Annotated in this window: 26 protein-coding genes and 1 pseudogene; 10 read left to right on the plus strand and 17 right to left on the minus strand. The window is 56.7% G+C overall.

The window, feature by feature from the left end; genetic code table 11:
- Position 1: 1 nt before the first annotated feature.
- The 3 genes from AK821_RS04525 to dapA are packed head-to-tail and all read right to left on the minus strand — an operon-like array spanning position 2 to position 2,781.
- The gene (locus AK821_RS04525) at positions 2–763 is read right to left on the minus strand and encodes an MBL fold metallo-hydrolase (protein ID WP_064388450.1); all 762 of its coding nucleotides are present in this window, start codon (positions 761–763) and stop codon (positions 2–4) included.
- A 6-nt stretch (positions 764–769) separates the two neighbouring features.
- Positions 770–1,885, minus strand: coding sequence for an outer membrane protein assembly factor BamC (gene bamC / locus AK821_RS04530; RefSeq protein WP_008077818.1), 1,116 nt, complete (start codon positions 1,883–1,885; stop codon positions 770–772).
- A gap of 17 nt (positions 1,886–1,902) precedes the next feature.
- Positions 1,903–2,781, minus strand: coding sequence for a 4-hydroxy-tetrahydrodipicolinate synthase (dapA, locus tag AK821_RS04535; protein ID WP_038358365.1), 879 nt, complete (start codon positions 2,779–2,781; stop codon positions 1,903–1,905).
- Between the two features lie 329 nt (positions 2,782–3,110).
- On the opposite strand from dapA, the gene AK821_RS04540 reads away from it, so the two are divergent.
- On the plus strand, positions 3,111–3,671 hold the full coding sequence (locus AK821_RS04540; protein ID WP_008077813.1) for a glycine cleavage system protein R: 561 nt from the start codon (positions 3,111–3,113) through the stop codon (positions 3,669–3,671).
- 10 nt (positions 3,672–3,681) lie between these two features.
- Positions 3,682–4,155, plus strand: a complete 474-nt coding sequence (locus tag AK821_RS04545; RefSeq protein WP_064388451.1) for a peroxiredoxin — start codon at positions 3,682–3,684, stop codon at positions 4,153–4,155.
- Between the two features lie 135 nt (positions 4,156–4,290).
- On the opposite strand, the gene AK821_RS04550 is transcribed toward AK821_RS04545, so the two are convergent.
- Both AK821_RS04550 and AK821_RS04555 read right to left on the minus strand, forming a co-directional pair.
- Positions 4,291–5,361 carry an AI-2E family transporter gene (locus AK821_RS04550; protein WP_064388453.1) on the minus strand — a complete coding sequence of 357 codons (1,071 nt, stop codon included), beginning with the start codon at positions 5,359–5,361 and terminating at the stop codon, positions 4,291–4,293.
- Between the two features lie 31 nt (positions 5,362–5,392).
- Entirely contained in the window at positions 5,393–5,632 is a 240-nt protein-coding gene (locus AK821_RS04555) for a sulfurtransferase TusA family protein (protein WP_064388455.1), read from the minus strand.
- Between the two features lie 98 nt (positions 5,633–5,730).
- Here AK821_RS04555 and AK821_RS04560 point away from each other — a divergent pair, with 98 nt between their 5' ends.
- The gene (locus AK821_RS04560; protein WP_064388458.1) at positions 5,731–7,164 is read left to right on the plus strand and encodes a M48 family metalloprotease; all 1,434 of its coding nucleotides are present in this window, start codon (positions 5,731–5,733) and stop codon (positions 7,162–7,164) included.
- An 80-nt stretch (positions 7,165–7,244) separates the two neighbouring features.
- On the opposite strand, the gene AK821_RS04565 is transcribed toward AK821_RS04560, so the two are convergent.
- From AK821_RS04565 to rpoE, 4 genes are all read right to left on the minus strand, one after another.
- Complete coding sequence (locus AK821_RS04565; RefSeq protein WP_064388460.1) at positions 7,245–8,678, minus strand: DegQ family serine endoprotease; 1,434 nt, start codon at positions 8,676–8,678, stop codon at positions 7,245–7,247.
- A gap of 209 nt (positions 8,679–8,887) precedes the next feature.
- On the minus strand, positions 8,888–9,853 hold the full coding sequence (locus tag AK821_RS04570; protein WP_064388461.1) for a MucB/RseB C-terminal domain-containing protein: 966 nt from the start codon (positions 9,851–9,853) through the stop codon (positions 8,888–8,890).
- An 8-nt stretch (positions 9,854–9,861) separates the two neighbouring features.
- Entirely contained in the window at positions 9,862–10,449 is a 588-nt protein-coding gene (locus AK821_RS04575; protein WP_064388462.1) for a sigma-E factor negative regulatory protein, read from the minus strand.
- 30 nt (positions 10,450–10,479) lie between these two features.
- Positions 10,480–11,061, minus strand: coding sequence for an RNA polymerase sigma factor RpoE (gene rpoE / locus AK821_RS04580; protein WP_003172477.1), 582 nt, complete (start codon positions 11,059–11,061; stop codon positions 10,480–10,482).
- A gap of 558 nt (positions 11,062–11,619) precedes the next feature.
- On the opposite strand from rpoE, the gene nadB reads away from it, so the two are divergent.
- Entirely contained in the window at positions 11,620–13,227 is a 1,608-nt protein-coding gene (gene nadB, locus AK821_RS04585) for an L-aspartate oxidase (protein ID WP_064388464.1), read from the plus strand.
- A gap of 309 nt (positions 13,228–13,536) precedes the next feature.
- On the opposite strand, the gene AK821_RS04590 is transcribed toward nadB, so the two are convergent.
- Both AK821_RS04590 and AK821_RS04595 read right to left on the minus strand, forming a co-directional pair.
- The gene (locus AK821_RS04590) at positions 13,537–14,076 is read right to left on the minus strand and encodes an HNH endonuclease (protein WP_064388465.1); all 540 of its coding nucleotides are present in this window, start codon (positions 14,074–14,076) and stop codon (positions 13,537–13,539) included.
- Between the two features lie 315 nt (positions 14,077–14,391).
- Entirely contained in the window at positions 14,392–14,901 is a 510-nt protein-coding gene (locus AK821_RS04595; RefSeq protein ID WP_064388467.1) for a hypothetical protein, read from the minus strand.
- 684 nt (positions 14,902–15,585) lie between these two features.
- On the opposite strand from AK821_RS04595, the gene AK821_RS04600 reads away from it, so the two are divergent.
- Positions 15,586–16,833 carry a hypothetical protein gene (locus AK821_RS04600; protein WP_064388468.1) on the plus strand — a complete coding sequence of 416 codons (1,248 nt, stop codon included), beginning with the start codon at positions 15,586–15,588 and terminating at the stop codon, positions 16,831–16,833.
- Positions 16,834–16,850: 17 nt separating this feature from the next.
- Positions 16,851–17,276 (plus strand): hypothetical protein, encoded by a 426-nt coding sequence (locus AK821_RS04605; RefSeq protein ID WP_064388470.1) that lies wholly within the window; start codon positions 16,851–16,853, stop codon positions 17,274–17,276.
- Positions 17,277–17,318: 42 nt separating this feature from the next.
- Here AK821_RS04605 and AK821_RS04610 read toward each other — a convergent pair whose 3' ends face one another.
- A complete protein-coding gene (locus AK821_RS04610; RefSeq protein ID WP_064388472.1) occupies positions 17,319–17,696 on the minus strand; it encodes a hypothetical protein in 378 nt (125 codons plus the stop codon).
- 93 nt (positions 17,697–17,789) lie between these two features.
- On the minus strand, positions 17,790–19,262 hold the full coding sequence (locus tag AK821_RS04615; protein WP_064388473.1) for a tyrosine-type recombinase/integrase: 1,473 nt from the start codon (positions 19,260–19,262) through the stop codon (positions 17,790–17,792).
- Between the two features lie 40 nt (positions 19,263–19,302).
- Here AK821_RS04615 and AK821_RS29310 point away from each other — a divergent pair.
- Positions 19,303–19,497: pseudogene (locus AK821_RS29310) on the plus strand (L-aspartate oxidase); the annotation flags it as partial.
- Here the strand turns inward: AK821_RS29310 and AK821_RS04620 are convergent.
- Both AK821_RS04620 and AK821_RS04625 read right to left on the minus strand, forming a co-directional pair.
- Positions 19,466–19,918, minus strand: a complete 453-nt coding sequence (locus AK821_RS04620; RefSeq protein ID WP_064388474.1) for a protein YgfX — start codon at positions 19,916–19,918, stop codon at positions 19,466–19,468. The pseudogene AK821_RS29310 and the gene AK821_RS04620 sit on opposite strands and share 32 nt — an antisense overlap.
- Positions 19,902–20,156 carry an FAD assembly factor SdhE gene (locus AK821_RS04625; RefSeq protein WP_007911418.1) on the minus strand — a complete coding sequence of 85 codons (255 nt, stop codon included), beginning with the start codon at positions 20,154–20,156 and terminating at the stop codon, positions 19,902–19,904. The genes AK821_RS04620 and AK821_RS04625 overlap by 17 nt, the downstream gene beginning before the upstream one ends.
- A gap of 150 nt (positions 20,157–20,306) precedes the next feature.
- Between AK821_RS04625 and ygfZ the strand changes: the two genes are divergently transcribed.
- Both ygfZ and AK821_RS04635 read left to right on the plus strand, forming a co-directional pair.
- Positions 20,307–21,248, plus strand: coding sequence for a CAF17-like 4Fe-4S cluster assembly/insertion protein YgfZ (ygfZ, locus tag AK821_RS04630; protein WP_064388476.1), 942 nt, complete (start codon positions 20,307–20,309; stop codon positions 21,246–21,248).
- A 35-nt stretch (positions 21,249–21,283) separates the two neighbouring features.
- Positions 21,284–22,105 (plus strand): HDOD domain-containing protein, encoded by an 822-nt coding sequence (locus tag AK821_RS04635; protein WP_064388478.1) that lies wholly within the window; start codon positions 21,284–21,286, stop codon positions 22,103–22,105.
- A 107-nt stretch (positions 22,106–22,212) separates the two neighbouring features.
- Here the strand turns inward: AK821_RS04635 and AK821_RS04640 are convergent, their stop codons facing one another.
- Both AK821_RS04640 and AK821_RS04645 read right to left on the minus strand, forming a co-directional pair.
- The gene (locus AK821_RS04640) at positions 22,213–23,598 is read right to left on the minus strand and encodes a sensor histidine kinase (protein WP_064388479.1); all 1,386 of its coding nucleotides are present in this window, start codon (positions 23,596–23,598) and stop codon (positions 22,213–22,215) included.
- Entirely contained in the window at positions 23,591–24,262 is a 672-nt protein-coding gene (locus tag AK821_RS04645; RefSeq protein ID WP_007898613.1) for a response regulator, read from the minus strand. Before AK821_RS04645 ends, AK821_RS04640 begins: the two co-directional genes overlap by 8 nt.
- 236 nt (positions 24,263–24,498) lie before the next feature.
- On the opposite strand from AK821_RS04645, the gene AK821_RS04650 reads away from it, so the two are divergent.
- The gene (locus tag AK821_RS04650; protein ID WP_064388481.1) at positions 24,499–25,791 is read left to right on the plus strand and encodes an OprD family porin; all 1,293 of its coding nucleotides are present in this window, start codon (positions 24,499–24,501) and stop codon (positions 25,789–25,791) included.
- Positions 25,792–25,836 lie beyond the last annotated feature (45 nt).

Below are 25,836 nucleotides of genomic sequence, written 5' to 3' on the forward strand. Positions count from 1 at the left end.
GCTAGGCGATGTGGCGCCAGTCGAGCCCTGAATCTTGATCGGCCAGTTGCAGCCAGTCCGGGTCGCACCCGAGGGTGTCGACAAAACATTGCCGGGCCAGCTGCGGCATGTTGTTCTTGCTGCTCAGATGAGCCAGGACAAGGTGTTGCAAGCCCTGCCAGCCCAACTCGGACACCAGGAATGCCGCCTGATGGTTGTTCAAATGTCCCAGCTCGCCGCCCACCCGCTGCTTGAGAAAGTACGGGTAGTGCCCACGGGCCAGCATGTCGCGACAATGGTTGGACTCGATCATCAACGCATCGAGGTCCCGATAACCGTCCAGCACCCGCTCGCAGTAAGAACCCAGGTCGGTCAGCAGGCCGAAGCGCCGCTGCTCTTGATCACTGAAGACATACTGAGTCGGTTCCTGCGCATCATGGGCCACGGCAATGACCCCGACGCTCAGAGCACCGATCTGCAGTTGCTCGCCGCCGGCCAGAAAGCCTGCGGGTTCAATCGGTTTGCGCATCCCGCGCAGAGTGCCGCGACTGAGGTAGACCGGTAGATTGTAGCGCCGAGACAGCAAACCCACGCCATGCACGTGGTCGGCATGTTCGTGGGTTACGAGTATCGCGCTCAATTGCGCCGGGTTCACACCCAGGCGCAACAGGCGTTTTTCGGTTTCCCGCAGGGAAAAACCACAATCCACCAGCACATACGTATCAGCACTGGCGATCAGCGTGCCGTTCCCTTGGCTACCGCTGCCGAGAACGGCAAAACGCATGGTTGATCAGCCCAGGTTGTCCTGAATCACGCTCAGCACTTTGCGCGCCACTTCAGCCGGCGCAACGGTGTTGATGTTTTTCTCGACGGTGACCTGAATGTTCTCGCCAACCTTGCTCAGGCGAACCTGATAACGCTCGGCACGGGATTCAACTTCTTCCTTGGTCGGCGCACTGCCGAACAGGCTGCTGAAGAAACCAGGCTTGTCGTCTTTCTTCTCGGCTTTTTCGGCCAGGTTGATGTAGTACAGGCCCAGGCTGCGGTTGATGTCTTCAACGCGCCATTCGCCTTGTTCCAGTGCACGGCCAACGCTCGACCAGGCACGGTCCAGATCGGTACCGACGTTCAACACCGGGTTACCGCTACCGTCTTCGCTGAGGCTGACACGGCTCGGCGTATCGAAATCACGCGAAGCCAACATCGACACCGAACCACCCTTCTCGGAGATACGGCTCATGCTCGCGAGCATGTCGTCGACCAGCGCTGCGTCCAGGCCAGTGTTGACCGAACGGTTGGTGAAATCGACATCGGCGGTGCTGCCGGCAGGACGCTCGGCGCTGACCACGTAGATTTCACTGGTGTTGCGCTGCACGCCTGGCTCGATACGCACACGGACGCGGGTTTCGCTGTCGCTGGCGATACCGGCTGCGCTCAGGCGCTTGGCCATGGACGCGGACAGTTCGTCGGAATGCTGCCAGGTGGTGGTGAATTCACCGGTCTGCGGGCGCTGTTCGTCCAGACGGAAACCGTTGTCCTGGAAGAACTGCACCGCCACTGGCCAGACTTCGGCCGGTGGATGCTGGGCCACGACCCAACGCGAATCACCGCTCTTTTGCAGCGAGTAATCGCTGGCATCGGCAACGGCCGACAGCGGCTGAGGACGCGGCACAATGTATTCGCCCTTGGCGGTGTCATCAGCGACGTTGCGCGGGATCGGCAGCAGCGGATCCAGACGCTTGGAAGTGTTGACATCCGGTGGCAGTTGCATCGGTGCAGTCTGTTGCGCTTCCAGGTAATCGCTACCACGGTCACGGAAATAACCTTCCGGGCCCCAGACCCATCCGCAGCCACTGGTGCTGGAGATAATCAAGGCAAGTGCGGAAAGTCCGGCCATTCGCTTCATGCGTTGTACTTCCTCAATTAAACCAGGACGCTGCACTGGCGCAGGGCCGAGCGCAGCGTTTCATGACAAGGTGTGCTCAGCCAGGTCAGCGGCAAGCGGATGCCTTCGTGCATCAGGCCCATTTCAACCAGAGCCCACTTCACCGGAATCGGGTTGGCTTCGATGAACAGGTCTTTGTGCAGCGGCATCAGTTTTTCGTTGATTGCCCGTGCGGTGTCGGCGTCGCCCTTGAGAGCGGCCTCGCACAGGTCGGCCATTTCGCGCGGGGCGACGTTGGCAGTCACGGAGATGTTGCCTTTGCCGCCCAGCAGGATCAGTTCAACGGCGGTCGGATCATCGCCGGACAACACGATGAAATCCTTGCTCACACCATCGATGATCGCTTTGGCGCGCTTCAGGTCGCCAGTGGCTTCCTTGATGCCGATGATGTTCGGCACGGTGGACAGGCGAATCACGGTCTCGGCCTGCATGTCGCACGACGTGCGGCCAGGAACGTTGTAGAGAATCTGTGGAATGTCGACCGCTTCAGCGATGTGCTTGAAGTGCTGGTACAAGCCTTCCTGAGTCGGCTTGTTGTAGTACGGAACCACCAGCAGGCAGGCATCGGCACCGGCTTCTTTGGCGTTGCGGGTCAGCTCGACGGCTTCGCGGGTCGAGTTGGCGCCAGTACCGGCGATGACCGGGATGCGCCCGCCAACCTGTTTGACCACGGCTTTGATGACGGCGATGTGTTCTTCTACATCAAGGGTTGCCGACTCGCCGGTAGTACCGACCGCGACAATGGCATGGGTGCCGTTCTTGAGATGGAAGTCCACGAGTTTGCTGAGGCTGTCCCAGTCAAGACGCCCTTGTGCATCCATGGGAGTGACCAGTGCCACCATACTGCCCGCAATCATGAAACCGCTCCTGCCGGAAAAAGAGAGCGGTAATGGTACTGGCGCCAAGATGCTTGCACAAGCGAAGTACTGCGCTGCCGCCATTCCCCTTGGCGCCGCTTTTCGCTACCCTTCAGACTTTGATCGGTACCGATCAGCTTGTACGTCGGGTTCCAGCCTCCCTTTTCGGCCTCCCAGACCCCGTTCCTGCGTCGCATCGACGCGCTCCCGCTATAGTGGAGCGAGCCGCGAGCGCTTGCCGGGTCTATCGCAATGGACAGCCAGAACAGGCAGGCCCCGGCCGCCAGCGTCCGTAACCTACCGACCGCTCATCGCTTTAGGAATGCTGCATGTCCACCCCCACAGTTCGCGAACAATTCCTTGTCATCAGTGCCCTCGGCGCCAACCCCATGGAGCTGACTAACGTCCTGTGCCGCGCCAGCCATGAAAACCGCTGCGCCGTAGTCACTTCACGCCTGACCCGCCACGGCGAGTGCAGCGCGCTGATTCTTGAGGTTTCCGGCAGCTGGGACGCCCTCGCCCGCCTGGAAGGCAGTCTGCCAAGCCTCTCCAAGAAGCACGCGTTCACTGTCAACGTAGTGCGCAGCGCGCCGCTGGAGAATCGTCCACAAGCGTTGCCATATGTGGCTTACGTCAGCTCGGCGTATCGCCCGGACATCATCAATGAGCTGTGCCAGTTTTTCATGGACCACAACGTCGAACTGGAAAACCTGACCTGCGACACGTATCAGGCACCACAGACCGGCGGCACCATGCTCAACGCCACGTTCACCGTGACCCTGCCGGCCGGTACCCAGATCAGCTGGCTGCGCGATCAGTTCCTCGACTTCTCCGACGCGATGAACCTGGACGCACTGATCGAGCCTTGGCGCCCACAGAACCCAATGTAAGGAAGCTTTCATGGCCGTTGTCATCGACCAACCGGTTGCCGATTTCGAAGCGCCTGCCACCAGCGGGCAGACCGTCAGTCTGTCTGCCCTGAAGGGCAAGCAAGTGGTGATCTACTTCTATCCGAAGGACAGCACGCCGGGCTGCACCACCGAAGGCCAGGGCTTTCGTGATCAGTACGCGGCGTTCCAGGCTGCCAACACGGAAATCTTCGGTATTTCGCGGGACAGCCTGAAGTCCCACGAGAACTTCAAGTGCAAGCAAGAGTTTCCGTTCGAGTTGATCAGTGACAAGGACGAAGCTGTTTGTCAGTTGTTCGACGTGATCAAATTGAAGAAGCTGTACGGCAAGGAATACCTGGGCGTTGATCGCAGCACCTTTCTGATCGACAAGAATGGTGTGCTGCGTCAGGAGTGGCGTGGCGTGAAAGTGCCGGGGCATGTAGATGCTGTTCTGGCTGCTGCGCAGAATTTGAACAAGGCCTGATGTTTCTCTGGCGTCTTCTCTGACGCCATCGCTGGCAAGCCAGCTCCCACAGGTTTTGTGTGCACCGAAAACCCTGTGGGAGCTGGCTTGCCAGCGATGAGGCCTTAAGCCGCACCGAACAATCTGGATCAACTACTACAGCAACGGCGCCACCGCCGGCTCCTTGCGCGGCCACGCATCCAGCACCGCCTTGAACAGCGTCGCCAGCGGAATCGCGAAGAACACCCCCCAGAACCCCCACAACCCGCCAAACAACAGCACCGCGCAGATAATGGCGACCGGGTGCAGGTTGACCGCCTCCGAGAACAGCAACGGCACCAACACGTTGCCATCCAGTGTCTGGATGATCCCGTAGACCGCCATCAGATAGATGAACTGATCACTCCAGCCCCACTGGAACAATGCGATCAACAGCACCGGCACGGTCACCACCACAGCACCGACATACGGCACCACCACCGACACGCCCACCAACAACGCCAGCAGCGCCGCATAGTTCAATCCAAGCGCCACAAAAGCGATGTAGGTCACGCCACCACAAATAACGATTTCAATGACCTTGCCGCGAATGTAGTTGGCAATCTGCCGGTTCATTTCCTGCGCGACCCGCGTAATCAGAGCGCGTTCACGCGGCAGATAACCGCGCACCCATTCGCCAATCATCAGCCGATCCTTGAGGAAGAAGAACACCAGAATCGGCACCAGTACCAGATAGATCATGATGTTGACCAGCAACGGCAGACTCGACAACGAGAACGTCAGCGCCCATTGGCCGAATTTGCCAATCTCGCCGCGCGCCGCCTCGATGGCTTGCAGCACTTGCTCGTCAGAGACCAGGTGCGGGTAGCGCTCCGGCAACAGCAACAGCAACGATTGCCACTTGGCGAGCATGCCCGGCAGCTCATTGAACAGCGTGATCAATTGATGCCAAAGCAACGGCACGACCACGACGATGAACACCATCAGCACGCCCATGAACAGCGCAAACACCAGCCCCACCGCCGCGCCACCCGGCACACGCAAGCGCTCCAGCGTGACCACCAGCCCTTGCATCAGGTACGCCAGCACCATCCCAGCCAGCACCGGCGCGAGCATGCCGCCGAGGGTGAGCACCGCCGTGAAGGCGAGGAACAGCAGCACCGCCAGCACCACGGCTTCTTCATCGGAGAAGTAGCGCTGAATCCAGTCGCGTAACACTTTGAACATCAATAATCCTTAGGTCTTTTACGCTGTGGGTTCAGGCCTTTTTCAACCAGTAACGGTAAACGCCTGCTTCGTCTTCTTCGCGCAGCAGCGTATGACCGGCCAACTTGGCAAAGGTGCGAAAGTCGCGCTGCGAGCCTGCGTCGGTAGCGATCACCTTGAGGACGGCGCCACTCTCGAGCTTGTTGAGTTCCATTTTTGCCTTGAGCAACGGCAACGGGCAATTGAGGCCACTGGCGTCCAGTTCCACGTCATGGGCTACAGCGTCGGTCATTGCGTCACTCCGGTTCGGGTCGTCGAGCTGCCTAGAATATCTGGTCGCAGCTCCGGTGTCCGGCTACAGTAAGGTCTTTGTCTTCTAAGGCTTTGTGCATGACTTTTCTGCGCCCTACCCTGCTGACGCTCGCTTGCCTGCTCGCCTCACCAGGCTTTGCCGACGATCTGCCGTCACTCGGCGACGCCAGTTCTGCCATTGTCTCGCCGCAACAGGAATACCAGCTCGGTCGCGCCTGGCTGGCCATGCTGCGCAGCCAGGTTTCACAGCTCAACGACCCCCAGCTCAAGGACTACGTCGAATCCAGCGTTTACAAGCTGGTGGAAACCAGTCAGGTCACTGACCGACGCCTCGAATTCATCCTGATCAACAGCCCGCAGCTCAACGCTTTCGCTGCGCCGGGCGGTGTGGTCGGCGTTAACGGCGGCCTGTTCCTCAATGCGCAGACCGAGGGCGAATACGCTTCGGTACTGGCGCACGAATTGGCTCACTTGTCGCAACGCCACTTCGCTCGCGGCGTCGAAGCTTCGCAGCGCATGCAGGTGCCGATGATGGCCGCTCTGCTCGCCGGCATCGTCATTGCAGCAGCCGGTGGCGGTGATGCAGGGATCGCGACCATTGCCGGTACGCAAGCAGCGGCGATTCAGTCACAACGCACCTTCTCCCGACAGAACGAACAGGAAGCCGACCGCATCGGTATCCTCAATCTGGAAAAGGCCGGGTATGACCCGCGCTCGATGCCGACCATGTTCGAACGCTTGATGCGTCAATATCGTTTCGACGCCAAGCCCCCGGAATTCCTGCTGACTCACCCGGTCACCGAATCGCGTATTGCTGACACCCGCAACCGCGCCGAACAGGCCAAACCGGGCGGCATCGAAGACTCCAAGCGCTATCAACTGATTCGCGCACGCGTGCAGCTGATTTATGAAGAAACCCCGGGCCTGGGCGCCAAGCGCTTCCGTGCACAACTGGATGAAAACCCGAAAAATGACGTGGCGCGCTACGGACTCGCGATCGCGCAGATCAAGGGCGGACAGTTGAATGAAGCTCGCGAGAACCTTAAGCAATTACTGGCGACCTCACCGAACGAAATCATCTACAACCTGGCGCAGGTCGATCTCGACATCACCAACAATCGCCTGCCGGATGCGCAATCGCGGGTGGACCGGATGCTCGCGCAGTACCCCGGCAACTATCCACTGAATCAGGTGCGCGTCGATCTGTTGCTCAAACAGAATCGCGCTCCCGATGCCGAGAAAGCGCTGGAAGGTTTGCTCAAATCACGCCCGGATGATCCGGACGTCTGGTATCAGGTCGCCGAGACGCGGGGTCTGTCGGGTAATATCATCGGCCTGCATCAGGCGCGCGCCGAATACTTCGCGCTGGTTGGCGATTACCGCCAGGCGATCCAGCAACTGGACTTCGCCAAGCGCAAGGCCGGCAACAACTTCCCGCTGTCCTCGCGGATCGATGCCCGTCAGCGTGAGCTGATGGAGCAGGAACGCATGATCAAGGACATGATGGGCTAACTTTATCGCTGTGACATAAAAGCTTCAGGCATAAAAAAACCGCCTCTTTCGAGGCGGTTTCTTTTTACCCTACCGCTGGATTATTCAGCCAGTTTGAAGGTGATGAAGCTGGCACGACCTTGGCGCAAGACACGCATCGATACCGAACGGTTCTTCGGCAGCGCCTTGGCAATTTCACCGAACTCTTTGCTGGAGCCGATGGCCTGGTTGTTCAGGTGCGTGATGACGTCACCCGGTTGCAGACCGATCAGGGCAGCAGGGCCGTCCTGCACTTCCTTGATCACCACACCACCTTTGAGGTCGTAGGTTTTCTTCTGCTCGGCGGTCAGCTCGCCCACCGAAACACCGAGGCGGTTGCTGGTACTTTCAGCGCCGGACTTCGGCAGTGCATCCAGCTCCTTGTCTTCGTCCGGGATCGCGCCAACGGTCAGATCGACGTTCTTGCGCTTGCCCTCACGAATCACTTCCAGGCTGGCTTTGGCGCCAGCCTTGAGTGCGCCGACCAGATGCGGCAGGTCAGCGGACATCACGATCGGCTGGCCGTTCATGCTCAGAATCACGTCGCCGACTTGCAGACCGCCCTTGGCAGCAGGGCCGTCATCCTGAATCTGCGCAACCAGCGCACCGGCCGGCTTATCCAGACCGAACGACTCGGCCAGATCCTTGTTCACTTCCTGGATGACCACACCCAGCCAGCCACGGCTGACTTTGCCGCCGCTTTTCAGCTGATTGGAAACATCCATCGCCACGTCGATCGGAATCGCGAACGACACGCCCATGAAGCCGCCGGAACGGGTGTAGATCTGCGAGTTGATCCCGACCACTTCACCGTTCAGGTTGAACAGCGGGCCACCGGAGTTACCCGGGTTGATCGGCACGTCAGTCTGGATGAATGGTACATAGTTTTCGTTCGGCAGGCTGCGACCAACAGCGCTGACGATGCCTTGGGTCACAGTATGGTCAAAGCCGAATGGCGAACCGATCGCGACGACCCACTGGCCGGCTTTCAGATCCTGGGATTTGCCCAGCTTGAGCACTGGCAGGTCTTTGCCTTCGATTTTCAGCAAGGCCACGTCAGAGCGCGGGTCGGTGCCGATCAGCTTGGCTTTCATTTCGCTGCGATCGGCTAGACGCACGAGAATTTCATCGGCATCGGCAATCACATGGTTGTTGGTGAGGATGTAACCGTCTGGGGAAATGATGAAACCCGAACCCAGCGATTGCGCTTCACGCTGACGACCACCACCGCCCGGCGAACGCTGCTGAGGCGGCATGCCACGCTCGAAGAACTCGCGCAGCATCGGCGGCAGACCTTCCAGGTCAGGCATCTGCTGGTTCACTTTGCGATCCGGCAGTTTCTGCGTGGTACTGATGTTCACCACAGCTGGCGAAGCTTGTTCGACCAATTGGGTGAAGTCAGGCAGATCGGCCGCTTGCGCAGCAGGGACCACCTGACCGAGCAACAGCACAGTGGCGAAAATGGAGAGATAAGATTTCAAACTTGGTATCGACATACAGCTCCCGTTACGACGAGCAGGGTTAAGCGATATGGAGCAAGGAACACCGTAAACCACCGACCGGCATTTTTGTTCCGGCAACAACAAACAAGGCCAGAGCCGTGAGGCTCTGACCTATAAAAAATTTTCGGGGTATTTGCAAATGAAAATGCTCAGCAAACATTTCATCTACGTCTCGACGAAGAAGTGGTAATGACTGAATCAGCTCACTGCTTGCTGGTGGCAGTGCCATCAGTGTTACGCATCGACAGAGCAATTCGTTCGGCGGTGCCAATCGGGATTTCGCCGACCACCGTGACCATCATTTCGCCGTCGGGGGTAGTCAGGCGACGAGAAACGGCAACGGTCGGGCCCAGTTGAGTCCGCGTATCGGTCACTGTTGCACCGTTCAAAGGCTCAAGGAACACCGAGAACCGCGCCAGACCATCGTCATACAGCAAGCTGTTGACCTGTGTCTTGGTTTCCGGATCTTTGTGCGAGGTGCTGCTGGTCAATTCAAAACCGGGCGGCAGCCATTCAGAGTGCCAGACCTGCGCGGTCTTGACGGCCGAAGCCTTGTCGCTGTCGAGCGTAATCGCTTTACAGTCGGCATCGGCCTGTAAATCTTTGTCCGAAGGGACTTCGTCAGTATCGAGGCTGGTGAACTGGAAGCGTTCGAGCAACTGCCCTTTGTCATTCAGTAGCAACGACTTCAGCGGCAAGCCCGTTTTCTTGTCCAAATGCAGCTCAAACCCGTAACGATGCTGATCGCGAGGCGTCAGCGATACGATCACTGCGTCTCGCCCAGCCACGCGCGACTTGCCGATGACGGCAAGTTCATACCAGTTTTTCAGCTTTTGCGGATCGAGAGGACGAGCGGCTGAGTTCGGAGAATCCCCCAGCCCGGCAATCAGAGTGCCGCTGACGCATTGAGTATGTCCATCAACGCGCACGACTTCCTGCGCCGAGCCGTCGAGCTGGAGTAAACGCTCGCGGACTTGGCCATTCTGGACGCGATGCCAGATGTTATGGGTAGAAAAACTACCGTTACGCTCGTAAACGAATGTGCCGTGAAAGCTTTGCTGCTGCTCGGCCTGGCCCAGACGGGTCAACCAGTCCTGGGCCTCATCAGCGTGGGCTGGAACAATGAACCAGCCGCTTAGCAGAAGCGAAAGTAGAGGTATGGCGCGCATGATCCTCCTTAGCGGTTTTCCAGGCTTGCAGCACGTGCGTATGGCAGCGCGCTTTCAGTGCCTTTCAGTGCAGCCTGTTGAGCATGTTGGCGCAGGTAACCTGGCAGACGCTGATCGTGCCAGCCTGGTTGACCTTGCAGTACGCCATTGGCCATAGGGCCGGTAGCTTCAGAACTCTCACTATAGCCTGCCAGAACAGCCGGGCCTTTGACCTGTGGAGTGGCCAGGGTAGGCTGATTGGATTGCTGTGCCAGTTCAACACCAGCGATTTCGTCCTGGTTGTACAGGCGCACACCGGCCAGAACGGCAACAGTCACCGAGGCAGCAACAGCCAGGCGACCGAGGTTGCGCCATGGGCTGCGAGATACTTTGGCCGGAGCCGTTTCGTCTTCCAGTGCAGCAGATACTGCCGCAGCGATGTCCAGACGTGGCAGCAGCAGATCCTTGTGCATGGCTGCCCGAGCGATCTGGTAACGAGCCCAGGTCTCACGGGTTTCGACGTCATCAAGTGCATTAATCACTCGACGCAATTCCAGTTCGTCCGCTTCGTTATCCATCACTGCGGACAGCGATTCCTGCAGGGCTTCACGACTCATGGCGTTCCTCTCTTGGCTATCGCCGCTGTCTCAGTTTTCCTGCAACAACGGCTGCAGGGCTTTATCGATGGCCTCCCGAGCGCGGAAAATCCGGGAGCGCACGGTACCCACCGGACATTGCATGACGCTCGCAATGTCCTCGTAACTCAGACCATCGAATTCACGTAAAGTTAACGCCGTACGCAAATCCTCTGGCAGTTGCTGGATGGTTCGATGGACGGTGCCTTCGATCTCATCCCGCAGCAGTGCACGTTCTGGTGACTCGAGATCCTTGAGGCCATGATCGCCATCGTAGAACTCTGCATCTTCGGAACTTACATCGCTATCCGGCGGCCGACGGCCGCGTGAAACCAGGTAATTCTTCGCCGTGTTAATGGCAATACGGTACAGCCACGTATAAAACGCACTGTCGCCGCGAAAGTTTCCAAGTGCTCGATACGCCTTGATAAAGGCTTCCTGAGCCACGTCCTGGGCTTCATGGGTGTCGTGCACAAAACGCACGATCAACCCGAGAATCTTGTGCTGATACTTCAGCACCAACAGATCGAAAGCTCGCTTGTCGCCGCGTTGAACGCGCTCGACCAGCTGCTGATCCTCTTCCTGGGTTAGCATGAACACTCCTCGATAAGCCCGAAGGAGACTTGCATAACTAAACGACCAGACTTGCAAACATAGACTCGGGCTTTTCGCAAAAGTTCTCCCCCTCCAGGCAAGTTTCCTGCGGGCTCTGATTTGGCACGCACGAAAAACGCAGCGCGGGATAAACCGGCTGCGCGAATAATCTTGTTATCGGTTTCGCCGGGCTGGAATCCAACCGCAGATTCCGCACTGAAGCCGACACGTCCCTTGTTTCTGGCACCGACTATTGATCTTGGGCCTTTGGCAAAAGTTCCAATTATTTATAGTCGCACCGCCCAGACATTGGGCAACCCTGGGCAGAAAAATCCTGTTTCAGCGCCGATACAGTCGTGTTCTCCCCAAAAGGGTGAAAAAAACTTCCGACGAAGCACGCGGTTTTTTCCTTCACAGTAGTTTCACAATGCCATATCGGCGCGGCTATTGTGCCGTCCCACCCCTCTATATACTAGTGGGCTGTGTGGCTGTCTTGACTCGCCGATCCAGCGGTCTTGCGCCACCCCCGACCCGGGTCGCTTTGAGCGGAATCCTGTAATGAGCCAACAATTCCAACATGATGTTCTGGTCATAGGCAGCGGTGCTGCCGGTTTGAGTCTCGCGCTGACCTTGCCGGGTCATTTGCGCATTGCCGTATTGAGCAAAGGCGATCTCGCCAACGGTTCGACCTTCTGGGCCCAGGGTGGCGTCGCCGCCGTGCTTGATGACACTGATACTGTCGAATCCCATGTTGATGACACCCTGAACGCCGGTGGCGGTCTGTGCCATGAAGACGCCGTGCGCTTTACCGTCGAGCACAGTCGTGAAGCCATCCAGTGGCTGATCGACCAGGGCGTACCGTTCACCCGCGACGATCAATCCGGCACTGAAGATGGCGGATTCGAATTTCATCTGACCCGCGAAGGCGGTCACAGCCACCGTCGTATCATCCATGCGGCCGATGCTACCGGCGCGGCAATCTTCAAAACTTTGCTGGCTCAGGCCAAAGAGCGTTCGAACATCGAGTTGCTGGAGCAGCGGGTTGCCGTTGATCTGATTACCGAACGCCGTTTGGGCATGGAAGGCGAGCGCTGCCTCGGCGCCTACGTACTCAATCGCAAAACCGGCGAAGTCGATACATACGGCGCACGCTTTGTGATTCTGGCCTCGGGCGGCGCGGCCAAGGTTTACCTCTATACCAGCAACCCCGACGGCGCCTGTGGTGATGGCATCGCCATGGCCTGGCGCTCCGGCTGCCGGGTGGCGAACCTGGAATTCAACCAGTTCCACCCGACCTGCCTGTACCACCCACAAGCGAAAAGCTTCCTTATTACCGAAGCCCTGCGCGGCGAAGGCGCACATTTGAAGCTGCCGAACGGCGAGCGCTTCATGTATCGCTTCGACAAACGCGCCGAACTGGCACCGCGCGACATCGTCGCTCGGGCCATCGACCATGAAATGAAGCGTCTGGGTGTCGACTGCGTCTATCTCGACATCAGCCACAAGCCCGAAGACTTCATCAAGACGCACTTTCCTACCGTATATGAGCGCTGCCTCGGTTTCGGTATCGACATCACCAAGCAGCCGATCCCGGTCGTACCCGCTGCGCACTACACCTGCGGTGGCGTGATGGTCGATCAACAAGGTCGCACCGATGTGCCGGGCTTGTATGCCATCGGCGAAACCAGCTTCACCGGCCTGCACGGCGCCAACCGCATGGCCAGCAACTCGCTGCTGGAATGTTTCGTCTATGCGCGTTCGGCCGCGGCGGACATCCTCGCGCAACTGGACGATGTCGCCGCGCCAAGCGCCCTGCCCGCGTGGGACGCCAGCCAGGTGACCGACTCGGACGAAGACGTGATCATTGCGCACAACTGGGATGAGCTGCGCCGATTCATGTGGGACTACGTCGGCATCGTGCGCACCAACAAGCGCCTGCAACGGGCGCAACACCGCGTACGCCTGCTGCTGGACGAGATCGACGAGTTCTACAGCAACTACCGAGTAAGCAGAGACCTTATTGAGTTGAGGAACCTTGCTCAGGTAGCTGAACTGATGATCCAGTCAGCGATGGAACGCAAGGAATCTCGGGGTCTGCACTACACGCTGGACTATCCAGAGATGCTGCCAGAGGCGAAGGATACGATCCTTACACCGACCAGATGAGGCACGTTAGGACCCTTAGCGTAGCACCATAAGCCCCCGATCTGTAACAGCTTTGGCACATATTTGTCCTAACGCTGGGGTCCTTATCGCTTGCCCGCAAGGGTCCTTAACGTGCGCCCGAATGAGCGTGCAAGGGCCCACGGGGGTAAGCGCGCAGGTTAGTAGTTACAGGTGGTCATTCAGATTTTCGTGTCATTTCCTCATCTCCCCTCAGGCTCTCGCTTAGTCGCCTTTGAGTCAGCAACAAGTCAGCCCAGCAGGGCTCAGGCGATACGGGGACTTTCAGAAGGAGACCTCTCTTAAACAGCCTTAGCAAGACCCCTCAGCGGGCCCCATTACGGCCTCAATGGGTAACTGACAAAAGAAGCTCCTTACGTTGGCGAACTCTCCGTGTTCCTCAAGGATTGCCTCATAGGCAGCACGACACATTGCGTTGAGCTGCGAGCTGTCATGGTCATCGGCCAGCATGAAACTTTTACCCAGGCCGTAGCCTTCTACACAGCCAGACACACGGCCAGTCTTTGCGTTGATGTAGACCCCTTTAGGCAGGAAGCGGGAACGACCTGGAGTGTTCTGTGCGTTCTGGCGATTGGTGCAGGCCCTTAGGTTGCTGGTCTTGTTATTCCCGGGGTTCCCGTCGCGGTGGTCGATGTAGAGCCCTTGAGGGTCCTTGCCGGTGACCAGTGCGTACACGACCCGGTGAACTGCCAGCCCTTGAAATGACCAATAGCCATCGGGACGCTGGTTGCCTACGGGTTGACCTTCAAGGGTCGCAAGGCCCGAAGGGCTCTTAGGGTCGGCCTTGTAGGAAGCGGAAAGGTTCTTAACGTCGATCTGAATGTTTTGCATGGTAGATGTCCCCTTATTGCGTGGTGGTGGTTCTCCTTAGTGACCCATGGTGCAGGTCTTAGAGGTGCGCGCAGGTCCTGGGCGGCTGCTCAGTGGTCTCTTAAGGGTTGCTCAGTGGTGCTTTCAATCAGTGGTCGGTAGACCCAGGCACTAAGCTCAGAGGGTCTTAAAGGTCTCTGAGAGGTGGGATTGCTTATCAGCAAATAATCCCCGTCACAAAGGAAGGGTCATTTAGGGATGGCTTTAGTCTTGTGTCCTCATTGAGTCAGTGCCTCTTAGAGGTCGGTACTTAGGGTTCTTTATCTTGTGTCCGCATTAAATGGCGAACGCATCAGTTCCCAGGTCCAGACGTAGCTGTGCCATCTGGTTGGGTGTCGATTGAATGGCCGGGATGGTCTCGCGCTGGTGACATTCAAGGTCTCCCATAGCAGCCCTCAGCCACTTAGGCCGGGACCTCATAAGCGGTTGCAAGGCGACCTCAAGGGCACTGAGATAGCGGCGAGCCATCCGGGAGGACAGACCCAGGTGTGCCCCGATGGTCTCCGTAGAGAAAACCTCAAGGGCCTCAAGCAATTCATAGAGGGTCTTAACCGGGAGCTGTTTGGCTCCGCCGTGGTCCAGCCTTGCGACTCCTGAAAGGATGTCCTCAGACCATCGGTCATACCGGTCCTGAAAATCCAGTTGACCACAGAAAGGGTTATCAATGATTGTCGGCACGGTTCCTCGCTTGGGTTTATTAGGCACAAGGCGAAGACCTGTCAGGTAGTCGGCCCGGTCGAAGTCATGGGCCAGGGTTTGAAATAGAACGGTAGAGAAATGGGTCATGTGGCGGGTCTCCTTGGTAGCGGTGGTCTCCGTTGGTTGCGAGGGGATTTGGATGGGCTCGGTGGTCCCTGTTTGGGTGAGGGGTTTTAAGTGGGGAGTTCCGAGGTTGTAACCGTCATCCATGCGTAGATTGGGATTTAAGCCCAATTGGCTCGACTAAGGTTTACGAGAGTGGGCCCGGAGGTATTAGTCCTGTGGCCTTAGTGAGGGTCTTTACGGACAAATCTAAATGGGCATCAGAAGAAACTATTCGTATCTTCCATTGTAAGTAAGGGTTTATTCCAACCTACCCGGCAGAATCTCAGAAGGACAAAGCCCTCTGTCCCTTAGGTGGGGCCTCATCAGCATTTGCACGGCGACCTTAAGGCTTGCAGGTAACGGCGGGCCATCCGAGAAATGGGCACATACGTGACACGATGGTCTCCATAGAGAACATCTCAAGAGCTTTAAGTAATTCGTAGCGGATCTTAACGAGCAGCTACTTGGTTCCGTTATAGTTCAGCCCTACGCCCTGCAAAATCCTCAGACCATCGGGCGAAACCCACCTGTAAATTCAAGAAACTGTAAGGATGGGGGGGGCGGAACCAACGAATATCGGCACGATGCCTTATTGGCATAAAGTGATTATTTCTGGCAGAGTCTTAAGCAAGGGCAGTCAAGAATTTGGCACATAGGGATCGAGCGATGAAGAAAGTAATTCACCTAAAAGAAAAGCCTGCCGGTTACTGCACGAACGCTGCGAGAGCTGGAGAACCCGCACTTATCCAGTACCGAGGGGTTTCTCTATCGTCAAGCGGTAGAGATTTCATTCGTAAGGTTGAAGCTTTCCCTAACCAAATTTTAGAAATGGCGTACGCGGACTTCCACGCCTCAACGGTTAAGCGCTTCGTCGCCATAATTCACGGAAATCTTGAGACAGAAGTACATCTAAATGACTTCGACATATATGCTGAAGCATTGGTAACCAGAAGCGTTGAAGCTGGTGACGCAGTAAGAAAAAGTGACCTCCACCACTTCGACAAGATGATATTAGAAGGTATAGAATTCCCCAAGGATTGTGGCTATGTAATCATACTAAACAATGGATGGGAGAGAATTCTATTCTGGGATTTCGGCCCTCTATTAGAAAATGAAAATTACGCACCTATAGACTACGACGTAGGTCGCCTTATAGCTACTGGATTTTCGGCTTCGGTTTTTCCAGAGATATTTGATTTAAATGACGACGAGTGGCGTAAAATCATTGCTTCCGGTTGGTTCCCGTTCTCTTATCTTGATTACGAGCAACAACTAAACCTGCTTAATTATTTAAAGCTCGACTGGGACACTCAGGAAATAGAGCAAAGCATCGACCAAAAGTTATGTGACGACAGTAACAATTGGCTATCCAAAATAAGCAACAACGAGAAAATAAAACCACATTACGCCCTCATTGAAAAATCAATGAAGTACCATCTGAATGAGGATTATGACGCATCAATACACATATTATACCCAAGGATTGAGGCACTTCTCCGAGAGGACTTCATCCGAGCAAACCCTCAAAAACAAGGAAGACAACAGAGCGCGCTATCTTCTCACATATCCACCAATGTAACAAAGCACACTCACACAATCACAAGACTACTCCCCGATAGATTCGGAGAATATCTAAACAAGCACTATTTTAAAGATTTCAACGCTACTGAAGAAACTGACTTCATAAGTAGAAACACAGTCAGCCATGGCAAAAACCTGACCTCTTCATTTACAAGAAAAGCGTCACTAATAGGCTTTCTGATTCTGGATCAAATCCATCAGTACACTCACCTATCCAATACCTTCGAACTCAGAATTCAAGAAAATGAGGAAGCAGCAAAAAAAATCTCGAGTGACTCTGGACAGGACTCCCGAGGCAAATCTTCGCAGACAAATCGCCCGGACAAATTTTAGTATACAGGACGCTTTAAATGTTTGGCTTCTTAAAGAAAAAACCCACCCCCCAAAATCAGCAAATCAGGGAAACACTTTCACGCACAGCTACTATTCTTGAATTTAATCTCATGCTGTGCAGATCCGTATCAAGTTATAAAGCCAAACTCAGCAGCGACTTTGTAAGAGGCTATTTTATAGGTTTTCTTGACGCTTCCTTACAGTATTCGAATGCACCATTAAGAGACGATGAGGAGTTTTTCATTTGCATGCTGTACGGACATGAAGCCTTGCTAAGAAAAGACATAGGCTCCACCGATGAGTACACTCGCGCCTCAATGCAACTACAAGGAGTAGAAGGATTCGATAAAGGACAAGCGGCAGGCGGACGAGATTATTTTGATTTTATGAACAATCAAATCAAATCACCCACCACTCTACTTCAAATATTTCGAGACCAATAAAGACTTGCGACCTCGACCCACTCAAGGTCTTGGTCGCAGGCATCAGAAAAATATCTTGTATAGCCCAAACAGGCCTAAAGCCACAAACACGTAAAACACCAATTGAACTCCCTTCTTAGTGACACTCTTATTTATCACCCACAACTCATCGAGAAAACAATCTCTGAATTTACGCTCATCAATATCCATCGACAGGCCATATTGAGGAAGTAAGTCAACGGCATGAAAATATTTGATCTGTGCGAGCCGTGATAAATTACTATTGCTGTCGTCTATTTTTAGCTCATCATCGCAAAACATTTTCCAAGCCATAGTTCTTGCGGCTTTTTCACCATTTGAATCTATCGAAAGCAGCTGTAGCTCACGTTTTCTAAGCTCTTGAGCTACCTTTTCACCGCCATAAAGTTCGAGATTTCTCATTCCATTAAGACCTAATTGTATAATTTCTATTTGCCCATAAGATCAGTCATAACCGACCGACCATGAAGCGTGCCCCGGTGCCCCAAGATCGGCTCAGTAATTAACACAAGGAATGTTAAAAATTTCACCCCTGAAACGCAAAGCTACTTTCAAAGCCTCAGCTAATCGAGTCACTTCGACCGTACTTCCAGCGCCATACAGGTCATAACTGATAGATCCCGAAGCATGCCCCAAGATTGACTCAGCGGTCCCCACAGGGATCTCAGCAGCCTTCAATGCACCGGCCAGAGAGTGACGCAAAGAATGGAAGGTCTGGGTCCGATCAGCGTTCAAACTTAGGACATCCCTAAGGGCCCCATTAAGCACGTTCGAGAACTGACCAGCCCCTAACGTGAACAGTCGGGAATCAGCTTTATCGACAAACGCACGGAACGCTTGAAGGTCGAACCCATAGGCACAGTCAGTCAGCGGTATGACACGCAAAGCGTTCCTGGTCTTGGCTGTCTTGCCGTCGTTCCTATTGATGTCGATGACCCACACTCCCCCAACCGGCTTTACGTCATCCTTGGTCAACTGTCTGAGTTCCTCGATACGGGTCCCGGTGATGACCCCAAGGGACAACGCCCAACGCTGCCATGCGTCCACTGGTAGTGAGTTAGCGTGAGTCATCAGGGCCTTTACCTGATCTTGAGAGAGCGCCTCACGGGAGCTGTCAGCGCCTTTAGTTGGCTTCAGGCCCTTATCGAAACTCTTGTCGAGATAGCCATTGTTCACAGCCCAAGCCATGACCGTTGATAGCCGGGTCAGCAGCTTCTTAACTGTCGAAGGCTTACGGTCCTCAAGAAGCTTGTCCCTGAGGCTCTTCATGTCCTCCCGTGTGTGGTTCTTCATGTCCAGCTCGCCAAGGACCGCGCCGATAGCTTCACACGATGACTTCACGTCGCGCATGGTGCTGGCCTGAATGCTGTCTTTGCGTTCCTCCATGTAGAGCGCAGAGAGAGACTTAAAGGTCAGCCCCGGAGAAGCGTTTACAGATGAAGGCAAGGAGAAGGCCAAAGACTTGCCACAAGGTTCTTCGTTGAGGTCCTTTACGATTTCGACCAGCTTCCCTGACTTCCCCCGCATACGCTCCTGAGAGGCCTCAAGAATCTCAAGCGCCTTACTCACTGCTCGTTGCTGGTTGACGCTCAGGGGCAGCTTTGCGGAGGCCTTGCGAAGCGCCAAGTGATGCTCATCGTTGATCATCTCGTAAGCGACCAGCGAGCTATCACCGTGTGCCATCGTCAGGTTGTACTCAGCGAACTCAATCAAGCGCTCACGGAGTTCGTCCCATGACGCCTCAGGGTTGTCCAAGTGGTAAGCCTTGAGAGTCGAGAGGATGTCGTCGGAGATGGTCATTGCGGTGGCCTTGTCGGTAGTCCTGAGTGACAGCGTGAAGAAGCCCTTGACGGTTCCTTGAGGGCGAAGGCGAAGGTAATAGCGACCAGACCGGCGATAGTGGTACGGCTTGGCGAGCGCAGTTTGTAACAGGTTTGTCCCACTTTGGGAGCGGTGGTTGACGGTCATCGGCTGAACCCCCTGTATCCATTGGGTTTAGCCTCATAGGGACGAGTTCTACAGCAACTATAAAGTCAGCCGCGACCTGATCGAGTTGCGCAACCTCGCTCAGGTCGCCGAACTGATGATCTGCTCAGCCATGGAACGCAAGGAAAGTCGCGGCCTGCATTACACCCTCGACTACCCGGACATGTTGCCCGAGGCGCTCGACACTATTCTGGTGCCGCCCACCTACGTCGGCTGAACTTGAGCCGCACGCGCAGGCGTCGATGCACATCGGCGACCTGCGAATCTCGCGGTACGCAGATCGACCTGACCCGCCATTCCCCGCGCAAACGAAAGCGCAACACCACAATCAACGGCAGCGCCAGGCTGTCCGGCCTCAATTGCACGGTTTGCCAGCCATTGGCTTGATTCCACAGTTGCCAGCCATCGGCATCGCGGCGCAATCCGCAAAAAGCCATTCGGTGAGTCAGCAAAATCTGCCGTGGCAACGTCCAAAACCCATGAAGCAGACAGGCAAAAGCCCCGAGCAGGCTGGCCCAGAGTGGAATCGAAAGCAGAAACAAAGCACCCAGTGCGAACGCCTGGGCCAGCAGATACGCCGCCAGCAACTGCCCAGAGGCATGCCAGCGGCATTCGAACGTATTACTTGGGCTGGACACGGTCCAGAATCATGCGAACCATGCGCTGCAACTCCGGGTCTTCAGACTCGCTGCGCTCCATGAACCAGCCGAACATGTCCTGATCCTCGCACGTCAGCAGACGGACATACAGATCGCGATCCACCTGGTTCAACGTCGCGTAAACCTCCTGCACGAACGGCACCAGCAACACGTCAAGTTCAAGCATGCCGCGACGGCTGTGCCAAAACAGGCGATTCAGTTCAACTTGTTCGACCATGGAGCCCTCCTCAAATTTGCCGGCAAGTATACAGCCCCGGCGCAGGTCGCACAGTCGGCTTTGGTCGGGCACCACCGATCCTTTATCAACTACCCATTTCAACCATGCACCCTTATGATGTGCCCCAGTCTATTTACCCTGCGATGACCCATGGCCGATTCTGCTTTTTTCTGCACCCTGTCTCATGAAGGCGTTCTTGCGGTTCGCGGCTCGGATGCCGGGAAATTCCTGCAAGGCCAGTTGACCTGCAACCTCAATTATCTGAGTGACACAAAGGCCAGCCTTGGCGCGCGCTGCACGCAGAAAGGCCGGATGCAGTCGAGTTTCCGCATTCTGCTCGAAGGTGACGGCGTGGTGCTGGCGATGGCCAGCGAGTTGCTGGAACCACAATTGGCGGACCTGAAAAAATACGCAGTCTTCTCCAAATCGAAACTGACCGACGAAAGTGCTGCCTGGATGCGCTTTGGTCTGGTGCAAGGCGATGCCGCCCTGAGCTGCCTCGGCCTGGATTTGCCGGTCGATACCGACAGCGTCGTGCGCCATGAAGGTCTGATCGCCATTCGTGTCTCGCCAGATCGCGCCGAACTCTGGGTGCCTGCCGATCAGGCAGACGCCATCAAATCCAGACTCGCCGTAACACTGCCGGAAGGCGAACTGAACCAATGGCTGCTGGGCCAGATCCGCGCCGGTATCGGTCAGGTCATGCCGAGCACCCGCGAACTGTTCATCCCACAGATGCTCAACCTGCAAGCCGTTGGCGGCGTGAGCTTCAAGAAAGGCTGCTACACCGGCCAGGAAATCGTCGCGCGCATGCAGTACCTGGGCAAACTCAAGCGTCGTTTGTATCGCTTGAGCCTCGACACGGCTGATTTGCCGGAGCCCGGCACACCATTGTTCGCGCCGAGCCACAACAGCTCGATCGGCGAAGTGGTCCTGGCCGCCAACGCCGGTCAAAACATTGAACTCCTGGCGGTGCTGCAGGCCGAAGCTGCCGAATCGGGCGATCTGCACGTGGGTTCCCTCGAAGGCCCGGCGCTGCACTTGCTCGACCTGCCTTACGCACTGGATCGCGACCGCGAAATCCAGCGCTGATCGCAGCATTTGTTGCAACACCCTAGAGAGTCCAAATGAGCGAACTGGCGGAAAAAGTCCAACAGGATTTGGTTGAGGCCATCGATAACGATGACCTGGTTCTGCCCACGTTGCCGGAAGTGGCCCTGCAGATTCGCAAGGCCGCTGAAGACCCGGAAATCAGCGTCAGCGACCTGAGCAAAGTGATCGGCCGGGACACGGCGTTATCGGCGCGCCTGATCAAAGTGGTCAACAGCCCGCTGCTGCGCGCCGCCCAGGAAGTTACCGACCTGCACACGGCCATCACCCGGCTGGGCATCAACTACAGCAGCAACCTGGCGATCGGTCTGGTGATGGAGCAGATTTTCCACGCCCGCTCCGAAGTGGTCGAACAGAAGATGCGCGAAGTCTGGCGCAAGAGCCTGGAAATTGCCGGGGTCAGTTATGCGCTGTGCCGCCGCTACACGCAGCTCAAACCCGATCAGGCAGCACTCGGCGGGCTGGTGCACCAGATCGGCGTGTTGCCGATTCTGACCTACGCAGAAGATCACTATGAGCTGCTGTCAGACCCGGTCAGCCTCAACCATGTGATCGATCACATTCATCCGTTGCTGGGCGACAAGCTCCTGCGCGTCTGGGAGTTTCCGGAACGTCTGGTGGAATTGCCGGGGCGCTATCAGGACTTCAAGCGCGACTCGACGGCCATTGATTACGTCGATCTGGTGCAGGTGGCGAGCCTGTATTGCCACAAGGACACTGATCATCCGTTTGCGCGGATCGATCCAATGACAGTTCCGGCGTTCCGCAAGCTTGGGATCGATCAGGAGAACAAAGCGCTGTGTGAAGATCTGGAAGAGTCGCGGACGATGTTTTACTGATTCGAGACCTTATTGTGGCCATCGCGAGCAGGCTCACTCCTACAGGAGAACGTGTTCCAGTGTAGGAGTGAGCCTGCTCGCGATGAGGCCAACAAAAACACTGCAAGTCACCCGGCAATAAAACTGACCCGCACCTTCAACCCCGCCTGCTCGCCATCATGCAGACTGATCTGCGCCAGATGCGCCCGGCAAATCTCACCGACAATCGCCAATCCCAGCCCCGAACCCGCGACCTGCTGATTACGCCGGTAGAACCGTTCGAACACCCGATCGCGCTCTTCCAGCGGAATCCCCGGCCCGTCATCTTCGACCTCAAGCACCGCCGGCGCCGTCACGCGTAAAATCACATTGCCGCCCGGTGGCGTGTGCGCCAGCGCGTTGTCCACCAGATTGCTCAGCAACTCGTTCAGCAACGTCGGCTCACCGCGCAGCCAGACGGGTTCGTCCGCCTCCAGCGCCAGCGCCACCCCGCGCTTGTGCGCCAACGGCGCCATGGCCATGCCCAATTCTCGGGCCAACTGACTCAGATCGAGCAACTGCGCGCCACCCTCGGCGATCGCCCGGGCGCCGTTTTCGACTCGCGCCAGCGACAGCAACTGATTGGCCAGATGGGTCAGGCGATCAGTGCTTTGTGCCGAAGACTCCAGCGTCGAGCGCCAGACTTCGGCATCGTTGGAGCGCAGGCCCAACTCAAGCCGCGCCTTCAGCGCTGCCAAAGGCGTACGCAACTCATGGGCCGCATCGGCAATGAACTGCGCCTGCCGTTCGAACTGCCCGCGCAAGCGCTCGGTGAAATGATTGAGTCCACGGACCAACGGCCACAGCTCATGCTGCACTTCAACCAATGGCAGCGGCCGCAAGTCGTCGGGCTGACGCTCTTCCACCGCTGTACGCAAGCGCTCCAACGGGCGCAAAGCCGCACTGACCGCGAACCACACCAACAGCAACGCACCGATCGCCAACATACCCAATCGCAGCAAGGTATCGGCCGCCAGACTGCGCGCCATGCTTACCCGAGCCTCATCGGTTTCGGCGACGCGGATTTCCGCCATGCCGTTCATGTTCGGTTCGGTCACCGCCTTGAGCAGGCTGACCACACGCACGTTTTGCCCTTTGTAGGTGGCGTTGTAGAAGCGCGCCAACGCGGGATAACTGTCCGTGCGCGGCGTCCCCGGCGGCGGGCCGGGCAGGTTTTCGTAGCCGGAAATCAGCTTCTGATGGATGTCATTGACCTGATAGTAAATCCGCCCGGCGCTGTCGTAAGCGAAGGTGTCGAGTGCGACGTAAGGCACATCGGCACTCAATGTGCCGTCACGTTGCGACAGACCTGCAGCGATGGTCCGCGCCGAGGCCAGCAACGTGCGGTCATACGCAGTGTCGGCGGCTTCGCGACCATTCCAGTAAGCACTCAAACCACTGGCGAGCATCAACACCACCAGCAATAACGCGAGGTTCCACAGCAAGCGCCAGCGCAGGCTGCTGGGCTTATGCATCGCGGCTTTCCAGCAGGTAACCGAGGCCGCGGAAGGTCACGATCGCCACTGGTTGACCGTCGAGTTTCTTGCGCAAGCGATGCACGTAGATTTCGATGGCGTCGGGACTGGCCTCTTCGTCGAGGCCAAACACCTGCGCGGCCAATTGTTCCTTGCTCATCACCCGTCCTGGCCGGGCGATCAGCGCTTCCAGCACCGCTTGCTCGCGTGAGGTCAACGTCAGTAATTCTTCGCCGAGGGTGAAGCGTCGGGTATCGAGGTCATAGGCGAGTACGCCACAGCGCTGCTGACGCTCGCCGCCGAGCACGCTGCGACGCAACAGGGCTTTGACCCGCGCTTCCAGTTCCGTCAGTTCGAATGGTTTGGCGAGGTAATCATCGGCACCGAGATTGAGACCATGGACGCGATCCTTCACATCACTGCGCGCGGTGAGCATCAGCACCGGCAGATTTTTTCCTCGAGCGCGCAACCGCGCCAGCACTTCAAAACCGTCCATGCGCGGCAGGCCGACATCGAGAATCGCCACGGCGTATTCCTCGCTGCTCAAGGCCAGGTCGGCGGCTACGCCATCGTGCAACACATCCACGGTCAGACCGGTGCTCTTGAGCGCCTGGGCGACGCTTTCGGCCAGTTGCAGATGGTCTTCGACGAGCAGAACACGCATGGATTTTTACCTCGTTCAGGGATGGCCGACGCCACGCTTTGCCGCGGAGTTTACAGCCGCAACCGCCGCTGTGAAGCCCGAAAACCGTGAAAGTCAGCTGAAAGGTTAGTGAAAGGTTAGCCGGTTAGAGTCGGCCCACGGACAGTCCCGACTGCCGTCGCTGCTGCCACACAGCGCTACGAAAAACGCCACGAAGCGTTTTCGACCAATAAGAACAATAAACGGAGTACACCCGCATGCTGTCCATGCAGCCTCAGGCTTCCACGCCTGTCCGCCCTTCCCGTTTCAGCCACACCGCCCTCGCCAGTGCCGCCGCCCTTGCCGGTTTTTCACCGCTGAGTTTTGCCGACTTCATTGAAGACAGCAGCGCCACCTTCGAAACCCGCAACATGTATTTCAACCGCGACTTTCGCGATGGCACCAGCGCGCAGCAATCCAAGCGTGACGAATGGGCCCAGGGTTTCATGCTCAATCTGCAATCGGGTTACACCGACGGCACCGTGGGGTTCGGTGTCGATGCGTTGGGCATGCTCGGCGTCAAGCTTGATTCGAGTCCGGACCGCACCGGCACCGGCCTGCTGCCAACCCACGACGACGGGCGCGCGGCGGATGAGTACTCCAAAGTCGGCCTGACCGGCAAAGTGAAAATATCTGCCACAGAACTTAAAATAGGCAGCCTGATTCCTGAACTGCCGATCCTCAAACCCAACGACGGGCGCATCCTGCCGCGGACCTTTGAAGGCGGTTTGCTGACCTCCAAAGAGATCAAGAACCTGACCTTCACCGGTGGTCGACTGGAGAAAGCCAAGGATCGCGACAGCACCGATTTCGAGGACATCGCCCTCAACAACAAGAACAGCCGTTTCGCTGGCACCGCCGCCGGCAAGCACTTCGATTTTGGCGGCGTCGACTACAAGTTCACCGACAAGATCACCGGCAGTTACCACTTCGCCCAACTCGACGAAGTCTACAACCAGCACTTCTTCGGCCTGGTCGCCTCGCGGCCGATGGGCCCGGGCACGTTTGCCACCGATCTGCGTTTTGCCGTCAGCGATGACCAAGGCGCAGCCCGTGGCGGCGAGATCGACAACCGCTCGCTCAACGGTCTGGTCAGCTACGCGCTGAGCGGGCACAAGTTCAGCGCCGGTTATCAGCACATGTCTGGCGACAGCGCTTTCCCTTACGTCGATGGCAGCGACCCGTATCTGGTCAACTTCGTGCAGATTAACGACTTCGCCGGCGCCGAAGAACGCTCCTGGCAGGCTCGCTACGACTTCGACTTCGCCAAACTCGGCATTCCAGGCCTGAGCTTCATGAGTCGTTACCTGAGCGGTGACAACATCAAGCTCAAGAACGGTGAAGAAGGCAAAGAGTGGGAACGCAACACCGAGATCAAATATGTAGTACAAAGCGGCGCCTTGAAGGATGTCGCCGTGCGTTTGCGTAATGCCACTTACCGCTCCAATTACTCGGCTCGCGATGCAGACGAAGTGCGTTTGCTGGTGAGCTACAGCGTTGCCCTTTGGTAAATGCCCGTAAGTGAAAAACACGTCGAATAACAACAATGCCCGTGG

This window comes from Pseudomonas sp. RIT-PI-r (genome assembly GCF_001297015.1).
Classification (GTDB): domain Bacteria; phylum Pseudomonadota; class Gammaproteobacteria; order Pseudomonadales; family Pseudomonadaceae; genus Aquipseudomonas.

Bases quoted from the DNA above. Each gene is read 5' to 3' on its own strand.
- AK821_RS04555 (WP_064388455.1), bottom strand. From the start codon at position 5,632: ATGACCGACGCTGTAGCCCATGACGTGGAACTGGACGCCAGTGGCCTC.
- rpoE (WP_003172477.1), bottom strand. From the start codon at position 11,061: ATGCTAACCCAGGAAGAGGATCAGCAGCTGGTCGAGCGCGTTCAACGC.
- AK821_RS04565 (WP_064388460.1), bottom strand. From the start codon at position 8,678: ATGTCGATACCAAGTTTGAAATCTTATCTCTCCATTTTCGCCACTGTG.
- AK821_RS04590 (WP_064388465.1), bottom strand. From the start codon at position 14,076: ATGCAAAACATTCAGATCGACGTTAAGAACCTTTCCGCTTCCTACAAG.
- AK821_RS04615 (WP_064388473.1), bottom strand. From the start codon at position 19,262: ATGACCGTCAACCACCGCTCCCAAAGTGGGACAAACCTGTTACAAACT.
- AK821_RS04625 (WP_007911418.1), bottom strand. From the start codon at position 20,156: ATGGTCGAACAAGTTGAACTGAATCGCCTGTTTTGGCACAGCCGTCGC.
- AK821_RS04575 (WP_064388462.1), bottom strand. From the start codon at position 10,449: ATGAGTCGTGAAGCCCTGCAGGAATCGCTGTCCGCAGTGATGGATAAC.
- AK821_RS04605 (WP_064388470.1), top strand. From the start codon at position 16,851: ATGTTTGGCTTCTTAAAGAAAAAACCCACCCCCCAAAATCAGCAAATC.
- AK821_RS04640 (WP_064388479.1), bottom strand. From the start codon at position 23,598: ATGCATAAGCCCAGCAGCCTGCGCTGGCGCTTGCTGTGGAACCTCGCG.
- ygfZ (WP_064388476.1), top strand. From the start codon at position 20,307: ATGGCCGATTCTGCTTTTTTCTGCACCCTGTCTCATGAAGGCGTTCTT.
- AK821_RS04645 (WP_007898613.1), bottom strand. From the start codon at position 24,262: ATGCGTGTTCTGCTCGTCGAAGACCATCTGCAACTGGCCGAAAGCGTC.
- AK821_RS04540 (WP_008077813.1), top strand. From the start codon at position 3,111: ATGTCCACCCCCACAGTTCGCGAACAATTCCTTGTCATCAGTGCCCTC.
- AK821_RS04650 (WP_064388481.1), top strand. From the start codon at position 24,499: ATGCTGTCCATGCAGCCTCAGGCTTCCACGCCTGTCCGCCCTTCCCGT.
- AK821_RS04545 (WP_064388451.1), top strand. From the start codon at position 3,682: ATGGCCGTTGTCATCGACCAACCGGTTGCCGATTTCGAAGCGCCTGCC.
- AK821_RS04570 (WP_064388461.1), bottom strand. From the start codon at position 9,853: ATGCGCGCCATACCTCTACTTTCGCTTCTGCTAAGCGGCTGGTTCATT.
- AK821_RS04560 (WP_064388458.1), top strand. From the start codon at position 5,731: ATGACTTTTCTGCGCCCTACCCTGCTGACGCTCGCTTGCCTGCTCGCC.
- nadB (WP_064388464.1), top strand. From the start codon at position 11,620: ATGAGCCAACAATTCCAACATGATGTTCTGGTCATAGGCAGCGGTGCT.
- bamC (WP_008077818.1), bottom strand. From the start codon at position 1,885: ATGAAGCGAATGGCCGGACTTTCCGCACTTGCCTTGATTATCTCCAGC.
- AK821_RS04550 (WP_064388453.1), bottom strand. From the start codon at position 5,361: ATGTTCAAAGTGTTACGCGACTGGATTCAGCGCTACTTCTCCGATGAA.
- dapA (WP_038358365.1), bottom strand. From the start codon at position 2,781: ATGATTGCGGGCAGTATGGTGGCACTGGTCACTCCCATGGATGCACAA.
- AK821_RS04610 (WP_064388472.1), bottom strand. From the start codon at position 17,696: ATGAGAAATCTCGAACTTTATGGCGGTGAAAAGGTAGCTCAAGAGCTT.
- AK821_RS04525 (WP_064388450.1), bottom strand. From the start codon at position 763: ATGCGTTTTGCCGTTCTCGGCAGCGGTAGCCAAGGGAACGGCACGCTG.
- AK821_RS04635 (WP_064388478.1), top strand. From the start codon at position 21,284: ATGAGCGAACTGGCGGAAAAAGTCCAACAGGATTTGGTTGAGGCCATC.
- AK821_RS04600 (WP_064388468.1), top strand. From the start codon at position 15,586: ATGAAGAAAGTAATTCACCTAAAAGAAAAGCCTGCCGGTTACTGCACG.
- AK821_RS04595 (WP_064388467.1), bottom strand. From the start codon at position 14,901: ATGACCCATTTCTCTACCGTTCTATTTCAAACCCTGGCCCATGACTTC.